Annotated in this window: 13 protein-coding genes and 1 riboswitch; of the genes, 4 read left to right on the plus strand and 9 right to left on the minus strand. The window is 40.2% G+C overall.

Annotated features, from left to right (window positions below):
* The first annotated feature begins 32 nt into the window (after window positions 1–32).
* The gene (locus ACFCYJ_RS12865) at window positions 33–356 is read left to right on the plus strand and encodes a hypothetical protein (protein ID WP_376074331.1); all 324 of its coding nucleotides are present in this window, start codon (window positions 33–35) and stop codon (window positions 354–356) included.
* A 77-nt stretch (window positions 357–433) separates the two neighbouring features.
* On the opposite strand, the gene nadD is transcribed toward ACFCYJ_RS12865, so the two are convergent.
* From nadD to ACFCYJ_RS12885, 4 genes are all read right to left on the minus strand, one after another.
* Entirely contained in the window at window positions 434–1,048 is a 615-nt protein-coding gene (gene nadD / locus ACFCYJ_RS12870; protein WP_376074332.1) for a nicotinate-nucleotide adenylyltransferase, read from the minus strand.
* Between the two features lie 27 nt (window positions 1,049–1,075).
* Window positions 1,076–2,545, minus strand: coding sequence for a nicotinate phosphoribosyltransferase (locus ACFCYJ_RS12875; RefSeq protein ID WP_376074333.1), 1,470 nt, complete (start codon window positions 2,543–2,545; stop codon window positions 1,076–1,078).
* A gap of 15 nt (window positions 2,546–2,560) precedes the next feature.
* Entirely contained in the window at window positions 2,561–3,112 is a 552-nt protein-coding gene (locus ACFCYJ_RS12880; RefSeq protein WP_376074334.1) for a cysteine hydrolase family protein, read from the minus strand.
* Between the two features lie 87 nt (window positions 3,113–3,199).
* Window positions 3,200–4,000: an NUDIX domain-containing protein gene (locus ACFCYJ_RS12885; protein ID WP_376074335.1), complete on the minus strand. Its 801-nt coding sequence runs from the start codon at window positions 3,998–4,000 to the stop codon at window positions 3,200–3,202.
* Window positions 4,001–4,259: 259 nt separating this feature from the next.
* On the opposite strand from ACFCYJ_RS12885, the gene ACFCYJ_RS12890 reads away from it, so the two are divergent.
* Window positions 4,260–4,505: a hypothetical protein gene (locus tag ACFCYJ_RS12890; protein ID WP_376074336.1), complete on the plus strand. Its 246-nt coding sequence runs from the start codon at window positions 4,260–4,262 to the stop codon at window positions 4,503–4,505.
* Window positions 4,506–4,630: 125 nt separating this feature from the next.
* Here ACFCYJ_RS12890 and hutI read toward each other — a convergent pair whose 3' ends face one another.
* The 4 genes from hutI to hutH form a co-directional block, all read right to left on the minus strand.
* On the minus strand, window positions 4,631–5,917 hold the full coding sequence (hutI, locus tag ACFCYJ_RS12895; RefSeq protein ID WP_376074337.1) for an imidazolonepropionase: 1,287 nt from the start codon (window positions 5,915–5,917) through the stop codon (window positions 4,631–4,633).
* Window positions 5,914–7,584, minus strand: coding sequence for a urocanate hydratase (gene hutU, locus ACFCYJ_RS12900; RefSeq protein WP_376074338.1), 1,671 nt, complete (start codon window positions 7,582–7,584; stop codon window positions 5,914–5,916). The genes hutI and hutU overlap by 4 nt, the downstream gene beginning before the upstream one ends.
* A 15-nt stretch (window positions 7,585–7,599) precedes the next feature.
* Window positions 7,600–8,928 (minus strand): YjiH family protein, encoded by a 1,329-nt coding sequence (locus ACFCYJ_RS12905; RefSeq protein ID WP_376074339.1) that lies wholly within the window; start codon window positions 8,926–8,928, stop codon window positions 7,600–7,602.
* A gap of 105 nt (window positions 8,929–9,033) precedes the next feature.
* Window positions 9,034–10,548, minus strand: a complete 1,515-nt coding sequence (gene hutH, locus ACFCYJ_RS12910) for a histidine ammonia-lyase (protein WP_376074340.1) — start codon at window positions 10,546–10,548, stop codon at window positions 9,034–9,036.
* Between the two features lie 233 nt (window positions 10,549–10,781).
* Between hutH and ACFCYJ_RS12915 the strand changes: the two genes are divergently transcribed.
* Both ACFCYJ_RS12915 and ACFCYJ_RS12920 read left to right on the plus strand, forming a co-directional pair.
* Window positions 10,782–12,227: a helix-turn-helix domain-containing protein gene (locus tag ACFCYJ_RS12915; protein WP_376074341.1), complete on the plus strand. Its 1,446-nt coding sequence runs from the start codon at window positions 10,782–10,784 to the stop codon at window positions 12,225–12,227.
* A gap of 462 nt (window positions 12,228–12,689) precedes the next feature.
* Window positions 12,690–14,195, plus strand: coding sequence for a catalase (locus ACFCYJ_RS12920; protein ID WP_376074342.1), 1,506 nt, complete (start codon window positions 12,690–12,692; stop codon window positions 14,193–14,195).
* Between the two features lie 126 nt (window positions 14,196–14,321).
* On the opposite strand, the gene thiC is transcribed toward ACFCYJ_RS12920, so the two are convergent.
* On the minus strand, window positions 14,322–16,100 hold the full coding sequence (thiC, locus tag ACFCYJ_RS12925) for a phosphomethylpyrimidine synthase ThiC (protein WP_376074343.1): 1,779 nt from the start codon (window positions 16,098–16,100) through the stop codon (window positions 14,322–14,324).
* A 132-nt stretch (window positions 16,101–16,232) separates the two neighbouring features.
* Window positions 16,233–16,347, minus strand: a riboswitch (TPP riboswitch).
* Window positions 16,348–16,375: the final 28 nt, after the last annotated feature.

The following is a 16,375-nucleotide window of genomic DNA, read 5'->3' on the forward strand; positions in this document are numbered from 1 at the left end:
TCGCGCAGAGCAAAGCTTCCTGGGGGCGTCCGATGAGCCGCTTGGGCCAACAGATGTTTTTTGCGCGAAAGCGTAGTGCTAACGCAGCGTCAGCAAAGTGTTTTTGTCTGTGCGAAAGCGTAGTGCAACGTAGCGACAGCAACAGCACCGATGTTGGTCACGAAGGCGTTATCACAGGACGTGATGGTTTTAGCCTTCGTTCCTCTATTGCTGATCCCCAAGGAGTCACCCAGCCTCCACTCCAATCAACTTATATAAGTAGAATGCGTTTTAACAATTGTTATCCCCAACTTTTGATGATAATCCCAATAAAAATAAGTATGGTATTGATCTACACCCCAACTTTTCGAACATGACGGGGTCTACCGATTAAATCACCAAATAATGTCGGTATTATGCTGCACTCCACTATCATGTATCGGCCTTACCTAGACTATTTTTGATAAAGATTATGCTCTTTAATATAGTCATAACAAGCATCAGGGAGTAGATATCTTGGTTCACCACCCATTGCAAATTCTTCTCGAATATAGGTAGAGCTAATTTCCATCGCTAACCCTTTGTCAATTAAGTGGAATCTTCCATCATCATGATTCCTCAAAATAGGGGAACGGCTAATTGTTGATAACATATCAATTCCATGCCTTGCCATTACAATAAATTTATTCTCAGCTACTAATGCATCTCCCTTTTTCCACAACCCTGCACCAATATCGACTAATAAATCAGCGCCCATAATAAAATGAATGTCATCGTTCGGGTGTTGTTCTCTAAAATATTTCATCGTATCATATGTGTAAATATTCCAGCCCTCTTGCTCCATTTCATATGAATCTGCAATAAAACGCTCATCCTTAGTAATAGCCAGCTGCAGCATATTCCATCGATGCGTATTCTTTGTTTTTATCTCCTTGTCTTTTCGTTTATTTGAGCAAGGTAAAAAAATCACTTTATCTAATTTGCAACGATGTGCGACTGTGCTTGCTGTCCAAAGGTGAACATTTGTAATTGGATCAAAGGATGATCCGTAAATCCCTATTTTCGCCATTCCCTATCCCTCCATTCCTCTTCTCTATTAGTTTCTCCCATTCATCATCTTCGTGACTTTTTCTTTAATTTCTTTAATTCTTGTCATTTTGTTATCCCAGCATGCTTGACTTAAATCGACGGGATACTCTTCTGGATTCATTGTTCGTTTATACTCACTCCATAGTAGATGTAAATTTTCTTCTACATATACTTGAATTTCTTGAAGTGTTGGTTCCTTATAAAGAATAGATCCATTTACTACAATGTCTTGATGTAGTTCTTTCGCTGTAAAACTCGTCACAAATTTACTGATATAAGTATGAACAGGGTGAAACATTTTCAAGCGCGTTTCCTCTTGCGGGTTTTCGTAGTCCAATGCAATATAATCCCCTTCAGCATGACCATTGTCTGTATTAATAATTCGATAGATACGCTTGCGGCCTGGAGTCGTTACTTTTTCAGGATTTCCGGAAATTTTGATGGTATCGACCATTTTCCCGTTTTCATCTTCAATAGATACTAATTTGTATACGCCCCCAAGAGCTGCTTGATCGTAGGCTGTAATAAGCTTAGTGCCGATTCCCCATGTATCAATTTTAGCCCCTTGTGATTTCAAATTTATAATCGTGTATTCATCCAAATCATTAGATGCTATAATTTTTGCATCCGTGAAGCCTGCTTCATCTAGCATTTTTCTCGCCTTTTTTGAAAGATATGCTAAGTCCCCACTGTCCAGTCGGATTCCTACAAAATTGATTTTATCTCCGAACTCCTTTGCGACCCGAATTGCAGTAGGGACACCAGAACGCAACGTATCATACGTATCTACTAAAAAAACGCAATCTCTATGCGTACTTGCATACTTTGTAAATGCAGTATATTCATCACGATATGCCTGTATCATGGCATGTGCATGAGTACCTGATACAGGGATGCCAAATAATTTTCCAGCTCTTACATTGCTAGTTGCAGAAAATCCACCAATATAAGCTGCACGTGTTCCCCAAATCGCTGCATCAAATTCATGCGCTCGACGCGTACCAAATTCCATCGCCACATCCTTACTAATCACTTGTTTAATGCGCGAAGCCTTCGTAGCAATAAGAGTTTGGTAATTAATGATATTCAATAAAGGTGTCTCCATTAATTGAGCTTCTGCCAATGGCGCTTCAATTCGTAAAATAGGTTCATTGGCAAATACCAATTCACCTTCCTTCATTGCAGAAATAGTGCCTGTAAATTTTAGACTTTGAAGGTATTTAAGAAATTCCTCTGAGTATTTTCCTCCCTCGCGTAAATATTGAATATCACTATTAGAAAAACCAAAGTTTTTAATAAACTCCATCATCTTTTTTAAGCCTGCAAATATCGCATAGCCATTCCCGAACGGAAGTTGTCGAAAGTACAATTCAAAAACCGCTGTTCGATTTTGAGTACCATCACTCCAGTAAGTTTCCACCATATTTATTTGATATAAATCCGTGTGCAACATGAAGCTATCGTCTGCATATTTCATACCCCGTTCCTCCGTTTACATAATAGTAGCTCCGAGAGAATGCTCGAAATGCCCTAACGCCCACTCATGCCCCGTTTGATTAAAAGACGCTACTGCATTTTTATGAATAACTATGTTAAATCCTTTATTATAGGCATCTACCGCTGTATGAAGAACGCAAATATCCGTACATACACCTATTAAATGCAGTTCTGTAATGCCTCTTTCGCGCAATTTAATCTCTAAATCCGTACCTGCAAAAGCAGAATATCTGGTTTTATCCAAGTAGTAGACATGCCCTAACTCTTTATTGCCTTCATATAGTTCTTTTAAAGAGCCATATAGTTCTCTCCCCCTTGTATCTCGAATATTGTGAGGAGGAAAAAGCTTTGTTTCTGGGTGATAGCTATCTTCTTTTTCATGAACATCAATAGCGAAAACTACAAAATCGCCGTTTGACATAAATCCCTTTGTTAATTGTGTATTTACCTCTTCCAATAGTTGCCCCGGTTTTCCGCAAGTTAGAGCTCCATCTGGTGCTACAAAATCCACTGTATAATCAATATTAATCAATGCACGTTTTGGCATTTCCATCACTCCATTTTCTTTTTAATTAGTAATTAAAGGATTACAAATTACTATATTGAAAAATTATCAGGAAAGACAGATGCTTTCCTAATGATAAATTGACTCTACAGTTTCGAAATCATTAAAAGAATATAATTGCGACGGTCTAAATGAATTTCTTTTCGTTTTCTTCGGTTTCCCTTCTTCATCTAAAACTTTTTCAATAAAAGGCAACTTGGGCGCTTTTGTAAAGAACACAGAATCATTTGAAATGCGTGGATCATCTCCCACTGTCAATAAAACCCTCTGTAGCTCAGATAACGTAAATTCTTCTGGTAAAAAGTTTTTAGCAACCGTTGTTTGTATCATATCTTTCTTAATAAATTCTAAAGCGTCTGAAATAATTTTTCGATGATCAAAGGCTAATTCGAGTTTGAACACTTCATTTATATCGAATAACTCCACTTCTGCGGCATCATCATTGGCTTGACGCTGGTCAATGTACACTTCCGGAACGATTGCATAAAAGGCATTTGAAATCATCCAGCCTCGAGGATCACGATCTATGTCATCGTAGACACCAAAGTGCTTAATGTGTAGACCGTCTACATTCGTTTCCTCCTTCAATTCTCTTTTAGCAGCCATATAAGCGGTTTCCCTTTTTGTCGCATCTACAAATCCACCTGGAAGCGCCCATTTCCCACCTTCGATATTCGGATTTCCTTCATGATCTTTTTCAGCCCGTTTAATCAACATGATTTTAAGCGTCATCATCGGAGGTGCTTTTTCCTCTACTTTTTCTGATGTTATTGTAAAAATTGCGATATCTGACGTATACCCATCAGGTGTTATATATTTAGAAGAATCATAATTCGCCAGAACTTCTTCTTGTGAACGATATTTTGTCATTTTAATAAAACTCCTTTGATACCATGTTTTGCAGGAATGATGATGAAGGTTTAGATAAAGCGTAATACTTCAACTATATACGACTCCATTAGAGAGCGAGTATTTGTTTTACTTCTTATGGTTTTCTCCTGCTCACACGGGTGTATAGGTAAAATTTTAGATCATCATCATAACCTGTGTGGTCGATTTCCGTTCCGGCTGGGCGCTTTGTTGCTGTCGCTTCGCTTTCGCACAGAGCAAAGCTTCCTGGGGGCGTCCGATGAGCCGCTTCACTCGCGGTGCTCGCTCCAGGGTCTCGGGCCAACATGATGTTGGTCACGAAGGCGTTATCACAGGACGTGATGGTTTTAGCCTTCGTTCCTCTATTGCTAATCCCCAAGGAGTCGCCCAGCCTTCACTCCAATCAACTTATATATGGCATATGTTTACCAAATGTCATCTGGAAATTTGGACACTACTACATTATATTTTCTATAAATCGCTATCAGTAATTTGCAATTCTTGAATTACTATTTAATAACATGATAACTTTTCCAGTTAACAATTTCAACTCTTTTAATAAAAAAAGAAAAAATTCATTAAAAAAGCATAAATAAAGCATCTCTGCCTTATTTATGCCTTTCGTATTATTTAATTTACTAGTTGATTTTTCAAAAGGATTCCATCCTGTACGACAACTCGCCCATTCTTAATGACAGTATTCGTATGATTCATGCCATAAAAATACTGTAATTGCTTGTAATTGGCAACATCCAATATAATGACGTCAGCTTGTTTGCCCGCTTCAAGGGAGCCAATTTGATGTCCGCGGTTAAGTGCATACGCTGCATTAACGGTTGTCGCCGTTAACACTTCCTCTAATGTCATACCCATATGCATACAAGCTAAATTCATGATAAATGGCAGACTCATCGTCGGGGATGAGCCAGGGTTAAAGTCAGTTGATATAGCTACAGGTACCCCTTCATCAATCATTAGACGTCCTCTCGCAAATGGTGCTCGTAAGAAGAATGCTGTTCCAGGTAGCAACACGGCAATCGTGCCAGCTTCAGCCATTTTTTGTATACCTTCATCAGAAGCAACTAGTAAGTGCTCCGCCGAAATGGCTCCTACTTCCGCAGCAAGTTCCGCTCCCTTATAAGGCTCAATTTCATCTGCATGAATTTTCGGTGTTAACCCCAATGCTTTTCCAGCCTCTAAAATGCGTTGTGATTGCTCTGGCGTAAATACTCCTTTTTCACAAAATACATCATTGAATTCTGCAAGGTTTAGCTCAGCTACTTTTGGCAGCATGTCATGAATGACTACATCCACAAATTCATCCTCACGTCCTTTATAGTCACGTGGCACCGCATGCGCCCCCATAAAGGTACTAACGACATCAATGTCATGTGTGGCTTGCAATTCCTTAGCTACTTCAAGCTGCTTCTTTTCAGTTTCCCAATCCAAACCATAGCCTGATTTTGCCTCAACCGTTGTGACACCATGCTTTAAAAACACATCTAAATGATTCATAGTTTTTCCATATAAATCACCAAAGCTAGTTTCTCGAGTCCGCTTTGTTGTGGCATGAATCCCGCCACCCGCATTCATAATTTCCATATATGTGGCACCGTTGAGTCGCATATTAAACTCCTGCTCACGTGTACCTCCATGAACTAAATGCGTATGACAATCAACGAGACCTGGCATAACAACCTTACCTGAGGCGTCAATAACCTCAGCCACCTTTATAAGATCAGGGAAATCCGCTTCTAGCTGGGCAATGGGCCCTACTGCTATAATGCTATTTCCCTCCATTAAAACACTGCCATTTTCCAGCACCGCAATGTCACGCATTTGTTCTTTTGTACGAGGACCTTGAACGGTACTTTTTAACGTGATCACTTCGTTGGCGTTTTTGATTAAAATAGTCACTTCACATCATCCTTTAGCATCGGTATATGCACACCTTTGTTCTTCGCTGTATTAATGGCAATTTCATAGCCAGCATCTGCGTGACGCACAACACCCATTCCTGGATCCGAAATTAACACTCGTGCAATCTTCTCAGCAGCTAGTTCAGAACCATCCGCTACTAGCACTTGGCCAGCATGTTGAGAATAACCCATGCCTACACCACCACCATGATGCACACTTACCCAACTTGCACCACTTGCTGTATTGACAAGTGCATTTAGAATTGGCCAATCTGATACTGCATCAGTGCCATCAAGCATGCCCTCTGTTTCACGGTTTGGTGATGCAACTGAACCTGAGTCTAGGTGATCTCGACCAAAGACGATCGGTGCCGATAGCTCCCCATTGGCAACCATTTCATTAACCTTCAATGCAAAACGATGACGATCACCATAGCCTAACCAGCAAATTCGTGCCGGTAACCCTTGCCATTTCACCATTTTTTGCGCCATATCAATCCAATTCACAAGACCTGCATCTTCAGCAAACATTTCTTTTGCAAGTGCATCTGTTTTATAAATGTCCTCAGGGTTACCTGAAAGTGCAGCCCAACGGAATGGCCCTTTCCCCTCACAGAATAATGGACGAATGTACGCCGGAACAAAGCCAGGGAAGTCAAAGGCATTCGTTACACCCATCTCTTTGGCATAAGCACGAATATTATTACCGTAATCAAATACTTCTGCACCTGCCTGTTGGAATTCAAGCATTGTTCGAACATGCTCAGCCATCGTCTCTTTTGCTCTTCGCTCATACGTTTTTACATCGCTTTTACGCAGTTCAAGCGCTTCCTCAAACGACATACCATTTGGTACATAGCCATTGATCGGATCATGAGCAGATGTTTGGTCCGTTACAAAATCAGGGATAATTCCACGGTTCAATAACTCACGATTCACGTCTGCACAGTTGCCGACAAGACCAATTGACGCAGACTCTTTTTTATCACGTAGTTTATCGACTAATTCAATCGCTTCATCTACTGTCTCTACAAGATAATCACAGTAGCCCTCATTAATTTTACGTTCAATTCGAGCACGTTCCACTTCGACTACTAAAATGACAGCGCCAGCCATTTTCCCAGCTAAAGGCTGTGCACCACTCATACCACCCATACCACCTGTAAGGATGAATTTGCCGCGTAAATCTGCCGTGCCAAATACTTTTTTGCCTGCCTCTACGAATGATAAATACGTTCCTTGTAAAATACCTTGTGCGCCAATATAAATCCAGCTACCAGCCGTCATTTGACCGTACATCATTAAATCGCGGTCCTCTAACTCATAAAAATGCTCCCAATTTGCCCATGCTGGCACTAAATTAGAATTTGCAATTAATACACGTGGCGCATGTTCATGTGTACGGAATACAGCTACCGGTTTTCCTGATTGAATAAGAAGTGTTTCATCATTCTCTAATTCTTTTAATGACGCAATAATTTGCTCATAGCTCTCCCAATTACGCGCTGCCTTCCCGATACCACCGTAAACGATTAGTTCATCTGGATTTTCTGCTACCTCAGGATCTAGATTGTTCATTAACATACGCATTGCAGCTTCCTGCGTCCAACCTTTACAAGATAATTCATTCCCACGTGGTGCACGGATATTTGTTTTGACTACCATAAAAAACACGCTCCTTTAAAATAGTAAAAATGCTATTGGTGTTACGATGATTAACGTTAATACGACACGTTCAAACCAAATGATTATAATTTGGCGCAATGTCACTGGAATTTCAGTTGATAAAATAAGTGGTATGACAGCCGAAAAGAACAAAATTGCTGAAATCGATACAACTGCCACAATAAATTTCGTCACAAGTGCTGCTTGTGTGACAACAAGTGCCGGTAAAAATACTTCTGCTAAAGATAATGACAGCGCTTTTGCCGCTAAAAATGGTTCTGGAATTTGCAGTACATATGTGAATGGTACAAAAATATACGAAAGCCAATCAAAAATTGGTGTATATGTTGCAAGTACAATCCCCAAAAGACCAACCGATAGAATCGATGGCATAACCCCCATCGTCATGATGAAGCCATCCTTTAGATTCGCCCATAAAATTTTAGACATAGGCGGATTCTGCTCAACCGCCTCCATCGCTTGACGCCACGCTTCTTTAAAATGCCCCTTCTTCACAATCTTTTCTGGCTGCGGCGTCGCGCCCTCGTAGTATTCATCCTTCATTGTACGAATTGGATAAATGCGCACTGTTAAGGCTGTGACCAAAAATGTTACAACGAGCGACACCCAAAAAAATGCATTCCAATGCTGCATCATATCCAGCGTACCGGCAATGACAACCATAAACGTTACAGATACAGTCGAGAAGCCTGTTCCAATAATCACAGCCTCCTTCGCTGTGTAGCGACCTTCCGTATAAAGACGGTTTGTTAACAGCAATCCAACCGAATAACTCCCGACAAATGAGGCTACTGCATCCACCGCTGAACGTCCTGATGTTTTAAAAACAGGTTTCATAAATGGCTGTGCTAAAACACCGATATATTCAAGCAATCCGTAGCTAACTAGAAGTGCTAAAAACAAAGACCCGATCGGAATTAGTATTCCCACTGGCTTAACAAGCTTCTCCAGTAAATACGGGCCAATGCTTTCATCCGCTAACCATGCAGGGGCTATATTGAAAATTAACAAAATCCCCGCAATCATACCGCCCACTTTAAGGATTGACATCACAATATTCACTGTCGACTTATTCCATTTCTTTGTCAGGAATGGATGAATCGCTCCACCTACAAGCATTATGAGTACATATGCAGTTACAAGCAGTGGCGCTTCGGTGCGAATAAAATTTACGATGTGATCAATTAAAATGGAATTCTTACCCCGCCATTCAAAAGATACGAAAAAACTGAATATTCCGACTATACTACAGATAAACATCTTAATAGCGGAGGAGATTCGAAATTGCGAATCTCGCTCCAGCTCTCGTTGATGATATGCCATATTACTCCCTCCGATGTAAGTGCTTTTTCTGAAAGAAATTTCGAGGTCATCCAAACAAGCTGAAAGATTTTTTGGATTTTCTCTAGGAAGCGATCGTCTTAAAGTTTACATATACTCATTTAATAGAACATCACTCGTTAATAAATACTCTGAAAGCGCTTCAATTTCATCGCCGATAGGTTGATCCGCTAACAGTGGCGGACAAAACTCACGCACTTTTTCTAAAAACTTTCGCGTTGTTGGAGATAACTGCTCCTCTGCCTTATCTAAATGGATAGCCTGCGATGCACAAATCATTTCTATTGCAATGACACGAGCGGCATTGTGTACGATTTGACGTACTTGACGGGCTGATGTTGTACCCATGCTCACATGATCTTCTTGGTTACCTGATGTCGGTATGGAATCCACACTTGAAGGATGTGCCAATACTTTATTTTCAGATACGATAGAGGCTGCTGTATATTGAGCAATCATCAGCCCACACTCAATACCAGGATTTGTCGCTAAAAACGGTGGCAAACCTTCATTAAGTTGTGGATTAACCATGCGTTCTGTACGTCTCTCCGAAATATTAGCCCATTCACATACGCCGACTTTTAAAAAGTCCATTGCTAATGCAATTGGTTGACCGTGGAAATGACCCCCAGACAATACTTCTCCATTTTCTAAAACAATTGGATTATCTGTCGTTGCATTCATTTCAATTTGCACGCGGTCCTCCGCATAGAAAAATGATTGCCATGAAGCACCATGTACTTGCGGAATGCAACGTAATGAATAGGCATCTTGCATACGGATTTCACCCTGCTTTGTCACACGTTTACTTCCATTAAGCCACTTGCGGATTCGTCCACCAACAAGCTCTAGTTCTGGGTGTGGTCTTACCGCCAAAAGTGCTGGATCAAATGCTGACGTAATGCCCTTCAGTGCCTCAAGTGTTAAACTTGCTGCCATATCTGCCGCTAGCCCCATACGCTCTGCCTCGTTCACTGTTAACACTCCGATACCCGTCATTGCTTGTGTACCATTTACAAGTGCTAGCCCTTCCTTAGCTTGTAGTCGGACAGGTTTTAGCCCAGCTTGCTGTAACGCCGCACTGCCACTCATCATCTCTCCATTAAACTCCGCCTTCCCTTCACCTATTAGCACTAAAGCCAAATGCGATAACGGCGCTAAATCTCCACTTGCTCCTACTGAACCTTGAGAAGGTACAATCGGATGGACTCCCTTATTTATAAGATTCAATAGCAGCTCCACTGTTTCCAGACGAATTCCTGAAAAACCTCGAGCTAAAGCATTGGCACGTAAAACCATCATGGCACGTACAACATCTGTCGGGAACGGTACACCAACACCTGTTGCATCTGAGCGTAATAAATTCAACTGTAAAAGCTCAATGTCTTCCTCTTCAATCTTTATATTACTTAGCTTTCCAAAGCCTGTATTCACACCATAAATGGTTTGACCCTCAGCTAAGCGTTTTTCAATTCGCTCCCTACTTAAACGGATACGCTCCACACTGTCTGCAGATAGCGAAACCGTAGCAAGGCCATTTACAATTCCCCCTATTTGCTGCCTTGTTAATGTCTTGCCATCAAGCTCGATAATAGACTTCATACTGCCATCCCCCTGTTTCCTTTATAACTATGTAAAAATGCTCTTAATCCATTTCGCTATCGCTACAAAAGATAAATAACAATTACTCTAACTACATTGTACTAACTACTTTTTTCAGAAAATAGGGAATTTTAAAAGAGAATACATGAATTATTTCAGATTTTTTGTTATTTTAACAATATAATCGTATTTTTTTACGAAACCAGATAATTTTAAGGGGTGGGTTTGTAGTTATGAAATTGTTATTAATTGATAGAGACTCCGCTGATCTTTCAGGTATTCGTTGGTTTTTACATACATATTTTCCTGGCGATGTAGCCATCGAAATAAGTACAACTATTAATGAGGCACTTCAAAGTATCCAGCAATTCGAGCCTGAAGTGATACTACTAAACATTGACCTATTCTCAAATAATCGCTTAACTGCGCTTTATCGTGTTTTACAAAAACATTCAGGAACTATTTTAGCTATGACAACGGAGCCATTATTTAAAAATGCATTAAGGGCAATCGATTTACAGGTCGCACATCTCTTCGTTAAACCAATTGATTTAGAAGTATTAAAGCAAAAACTCACTGTTATTTCCCTTCAAACACCAAAGGCAGAAGCAGTGTATCCAGAAGCTACAGATGAATCTTTTTACGATCAACTATTTTTAGATAGTAAAACTAGTACCCTAGAGACAAATATACACTTCACCATGATCGAGCCTGAGCATTCCGATATGTTTAACAAACTGTACAACTGGCTTCAGCAAACGCCTATTTATACTAGTATGAGGATTTATCCTTTATCAGAGAGAATTGTTTGCTTATTCCAAACAAATGATTTAGAGAAAGATGTTCGTACATTAATCAAGGAATGGCGATTGACAAATAATAGCTCTTTAAATATTGGGATATACGATGGGGAACCTACAACTATGAAGAATATGTATACCTTAACGAAGCGTGCACTTCGTCAAAGCTTTTACGAAGGCTATGGGCACATTTTTTATACGAGTAAACAGTTGAAGACACAGCCCTTCGATCCTTTACTAACACCTGAAGAGCAACAATTGTTGATAAGTAGTTTAGAGGACGGGAATATTGAAGCTGTCAAAGCATTTTTATATCGACTATCTAATGAAGGAATTTATTACGAGCAAGATGACTTACGTATTCATCTAACAAGTGTTTTGGCGCAAATCCGCCGCTTTATGCTGAAGTATAAATTACACGAGAAAGCTGCCATTGAGCAAAATTATCGTCAGCTTTTTCATTTAATTATTGAGCATCCTATATTTTATACCATTCAAAATGGCATCATATCATTTACACAAAAACTGATTGAATTGGCCCGTGAGGCACGAATGGAGAAACGGGCCGACTATGTAGAACTGGCCATAGAAATTATCGACCAACAATTTCAGGATAGCGGGTTATCTTTACCTTACGTTGCCCATAAATTGGGTATTAGCCCCAATTATTTAAGTACGATTTTTTCAAAGAAGCAAGGCTTGCCACTTAAACGCTACCTGCAACAGGTCCGAATTCATAATGCTTCAAAAATGCTTGTAGAAACTGATTTTGCCATTAGTGAAATTGCCTATTTAAATGGTTTTGAAGACTCGAATTATTTCATTAAAATTTTTAAACAGCACATCGGAATTACTCCTCATCGTTATCGTAAAGCTTAAAAGGGCTTATCATCGTAACATGGAGTTGATTTACGTTCCAACTAGGAGTTTGTAAAGAATAGCGGATAGAGGCTTTATCTTCGCGGGATCTCATCGATATCTGATCCCCAAGAAGTGAAATGCCCAACCTTAACTGTAATCAAGTGTTATTTTCAATTATCATATTCTATTTTCAATAAGAATAAATAAACAAAAGAGTTCATTTTAATTTCTTTTAATCTTGAGCTATCTCTTCTTTATAACTAAATTTCAAATAATTCTCGAAAATGTTTAAAAAGACTAAATTTGTGGTAAAACCTATTCATAACCTCTTTAAATCCGGCATATATTTATAGTCTATACTTTAATGTAAAAATTCTTTAACAATAATAATTATAATTTACTAGCAATTCTAGTTTGTATTTGTTATAGTTATTGATGAAGAGTTTGACTCACAATTTTTTCTTCAGGAGGTAAACTAATATGACAAACCAAAATGATCGTAGCCGTCGTTTTACAACAGCAGGTGGCGCTCCAGTAGTAAGCAACCACGATTCAATGTCAGCAGGTCCTCGTGGTCCTCTATTACTTCAGGATGTATGGCTAGTTGAGAAATTAGCAAACTTCAACCGTGAAGTTATTCCTGAACGTCGTATGCACGCTAAAGGTTCAGGTGCATTCGGTACTTTCACTGTAACGCATGATATTACTAAATATACAAAAGCAAAAATCTTCTCAGAAGTTGGGAAAAAGACAGAGATGTTTGCACGCTTCTCCACAGTTGCAGGTGAGCGTGGTGCAGCGGATGCTGAGCGCGATATTCGTGGATTTGCACTTAAGTTCTATACTGAAGAAGGTAACTGGGATTTAGTTGGTAACAACACACCTGTATTCTTCTTCCGTGATCCTTTACACTTCACAGATTTAAACCACGTGGTAAAACGTGACCCACGTACAAATATGAAAAACGCGAATTCAAACTGGGATTTCTGGACTTCATTGCCAGAGGCGCTTCACCAAGTAACAATCGTTATGTCTGATCGTGGTATTCCGTCAGGTTACCGCAATATGCATGGTTTCGGTTCTCACACTTATAGCTTTATTAATGAAGAAAATGAGCGCGTATGGGTTAAATTCCACTTTACTACAGAGCAAGGCATTAAAAACTTAACTGGTGCCGAGGCTGCTGAAGTGATTAGTAATGACCGTGAATCTTCACAACGCGATCTATATGAGGCAATTGAAAATAGCGATTTCCCTAAATGGAAAATGTCCATTCAAGTAATGACAGAGGAACAAGCTCGCAAATTACCATATAACCCATTTGATTTAACGAAAGTATGGTATAAAAAAGACTTCCCATTAATTCCTGTGGGTGAATTCGAGTTAAACAAAAACGCGGACAACTACTTTGCGGAAGTTGAGCAAGCTGCATTTGCACCATCTAACATTATTCCTGGCATTAGCTTCTCGCCAGACAAAATGTTACAGGCTCGTATCTTTGCATATGGAGATGCACAGCGCTACCGTTTAGGAGTGAACCACTACTCGCTTCCTGTAAACGCACCAAAATGTCCATTCCGTACGTTCCACCGTGATGGTGCTATGCGTTTCGATGGTAATCTTGGTTCAACTTTAGGCTATGAACCAAATAGCTATGGTGAATGGGAACATAATTTAGACTACAAAGAGCCTGAATTACGTATTGATGGTAATGCTGGTATCCATGACTTCCGTGAAGATGATAACAACTACTTTGAGCAGCCAGGTAAATTATTCCGACTAATGACTGCTGAACAACAACAACGCCTATTCGAAAATACTGCTAATGATATGGCGCCAGTTGAAGAGTTCATCAAACGCCGTCATATCCTTCACTGCTATCTAGCTGATCCAGCATATGGTGAAGGTGTAGCAAAAGCTATGGGTCTTTCATTAGAAGGTATAGATCTTTCAAACCCATACGAAAAACAAGCAACAAACGTTTAACTTTTCATTATTATTGATATCCAATCCAACTTTGTACTCCATGTGAAGGGCAACTTCACATGGATTTTTTTTATCTTAATGACCAAAAAAGGCTTGTGTCTGGTAGACACAAGCCCGCTCTAATAATTATTGATAAATCTGACTGCCTGCCTTTTTAAATTCCTTCGCCTTCTCCTGCATACCTTGGTGAATCGCTTCAGTCGTATTTAAGTCTTTTTCTTTTGCATAAGTACGAATATCCTGTGAGATTCTCATACTACAAAACTTAGGTCCACACATTGAACAGAAGTGCGCAGTTTTTGCCCCTTCTGCAGGCAATGTTTCATCATGGTATTCGACTGCACGCTCTGGATCTAACGAAAGATTGAATTGATCGCGCCAGCGGAATTCAAATCGCGCCTTAGATAGTGCATCGTCACGCTTCTGTGCTCCCGGATGCCCTTTCGCTAAATCTGCAGCGTGTGCAGCAATTTTATACGTAATAACCCCTACGCGAACATCCTCACGATTGGGTAAGCCGAGATGCTCTTTAGGCGTCACATAACATAACATTGCCGTACCATACCAACCGATCATCGCAGCACCGATGGCCGATGTAATATGGTCATAGCCAGGAGCAATATCTGTTGTCAGTGGCCCTAAAGTATAGAAAGGAGCTTCCTTACACACCTCTAACTGTTTGTCCATATTTTCTTTAATAAGATGCATCGGCACATGCCCTGGTCCTTCTACCATCACTTGTACATCATGCTCCCAGGCAATTTGCGTTAATTCCCCTAGCGTTTCCAGCTCCGCAAACTGAGCCTCATCATTTGCATCTGCAATAGAACCCGGACGTAAACCATCACCTAAAGAGAAAGCAACATCATAGGCTTTCATAATTTCACAGATTTCTTCAAAATGAGTATATAAGAAGCTCTCTTGATGGTGATATAAACACCACTGCGCCATAATCGAGCCTCCTCGAGACACTATGCCTGTTACACGATTAGCCGTTAATGGCACATAGCGTAGTAATACCCCTGCATGAATCGTGAAGTAATCAACACCTTGCTCTGCCTGTTCGATTAACGTATCACGATACACTTCCCACGTTAAATCCTCTGCCACACCATTTACTTTTTCTAGCGCTTGATAAATCGGCACCGTTCCTACTGGCACCGCGGCATTACGGATAATCCATTCACGTGTCGTATGAATATGCTTACCAGTAGATAAATCCATAATGTTATCAGCACCCCAGCGTGTAGCCCACGTCATTTTTTCTACCTCTTCTGCAATAGAGGATGACACCGCTGAATTGCCAATATTGGCGTTAATTTTTACGTGGAAGTTACGTCCAATAATCATCGGCTCTGCCTCAGGGTGATTAATATTAGATGGCAAAATAGCACGTCCTGCCGCGATCTCTGAGCGCACAAATTCTGGGTCCATATTTTCGCGTATCGCTACAAATTCCATTTCTGGAGTAATAATTCCCTTTCGTGCATAGTGAAGCTGTGTTACATTTTTACCTTTCTTCGCGCGTAAAGGCTTTCTAGATAATTCCGGAAAAACATTTTCATTCATTCGCGGATCATCAGCTTTACGGAATCCATTATCTTCTGGCTTGATAGTACGACCTTCGTATTCTTCAACGTCACCGCGTTCTTTGATCCATGCACTACATAAAGCTGGCAATCCTTTCGTAATATCCACCTTATACGCAGGATCAGTGTACGGGCCACTCGTATCATAAACACGTACTGGCGCGTTTTCTTCTTCACCAAAGCTTCCTGTCGTTGGACTTAGAGCAATCTCACGCATTGCCACTAAAATATCTGGTCGAGAACCTTCTACGTAAACTTTTTTACTTCCTTCAAAACTAGACATAATCGTAATATTCTTGTCGCTAACTTTTGTCATAAACTACTTCGCTCCCTTTTACATTTATACAAGGACCGAATCTAGCTCACCCCACAAAAACAAAAAGCCGAATCCAAAAAAATTTGGATCCGGCTAAGAATGTAAAGGTATATTATTGCAAATAACATAGAGTGCAATAATGGTTAACTTTCCCACGCTGGTATGAGCCAGATCAGGTCCAAAGGGTCAAGAAACCTCTAAGCGTTTCCCTCTCAGCCTGACTCATCAGACTCCCCTAGTTAGTACTTATTAAGTTTGATGCTAGTGTAGCAGAT

This window comes from Lysinibacillus sp. NPDC056232 (genome assembly GCF_042267565.1).
In the GTDB taxonomy this organism is placed as follows: Bacteria; Bacillota; Bacilli; order Bacillales_A; family Planococcaceae; genus Lysinibacillus.

Coding starts and splice junctions, on each gene's coding strand:
- ACFCYJ_RS12865 (WP_376074331.1), top strand. CDS start 33: ATGAGCCGCTTGGGCCAACAGATGTTTTTTGCGCGAAAGCGTAGTGCT.
- nadD (WP_376074332.1), bottom strand. CDS start 1,048: ATGGCGAAAATAGGGATTTACGGATCATCCTTTGATCCAATTACAAAT.
- ACFCYJ_RS12875 (WP_376074333.1), bottom strand. CDS start 2,545: ATGAAATATGCAGACGATAGCTTCATGTTGCACACGGATTTATATCAA.
- ACFCYJ_RS12880 (WP_376074334.1), bottom strand. CDS start 3,112: ATGCCAAAACGTGCATTGATTAATATTGATTATACAGTGGATTTTGTA.
- ACFCYJ_RS12885 (WP_376074335.1), bottom strand. CDS start 4,000: ATGACAAAATATCGTTCACAAGAAGAAGTTCTGGCGAATTATGATTCT.
- ACFCYJ_RS12890 (WP_376074336.1), top strand. CDS start 4,260: ATGAGCCGCTTCACTCGCGGTGCTCGCTCCAGGGTCTCGGGCCAACAT.
- hutU (WP_376074338.1), bottom strand. CDS start 7,584: ATGGTAGTCAAAACAAATATCCGTGCACCACGTGGGAATGAATTATCT.
- ACFCYJ_RS12905 (WP_376074339.1), bottom strand. CDS start 8,928: ATGGCATATCATCAACGAGAGCTGGAGCGAGATTCGCAATTTCGAATC.
- hutH (WP_376074340.1), bottom strand. CDS start 10,548: ATGAAGTCTATTATCGAGCTTGATGGCAAGACATTAACAAGGCAGCAA.
- ACFCYJ_RS12915 (WP_376074341.1), top strand. CDS start 10,782: ATGAAATTGTTATTAATTGATAGAGACTCCGCTGATCTTTCAGGTATT.
- ACFCYJ_RS12920 (WP_376074342.1), top strand. CDS start 12,690: ATGACAAACCAAAATGATCGTAGCCGTCGTTTTACAACAGCAGGTGGC.
- thiC (WP_376074343.1), bottom strand. CDS start 16,100: ATGACAAAAGTTAGCGACAAGAATATTACGATTATGTCTAGTTTTGAA.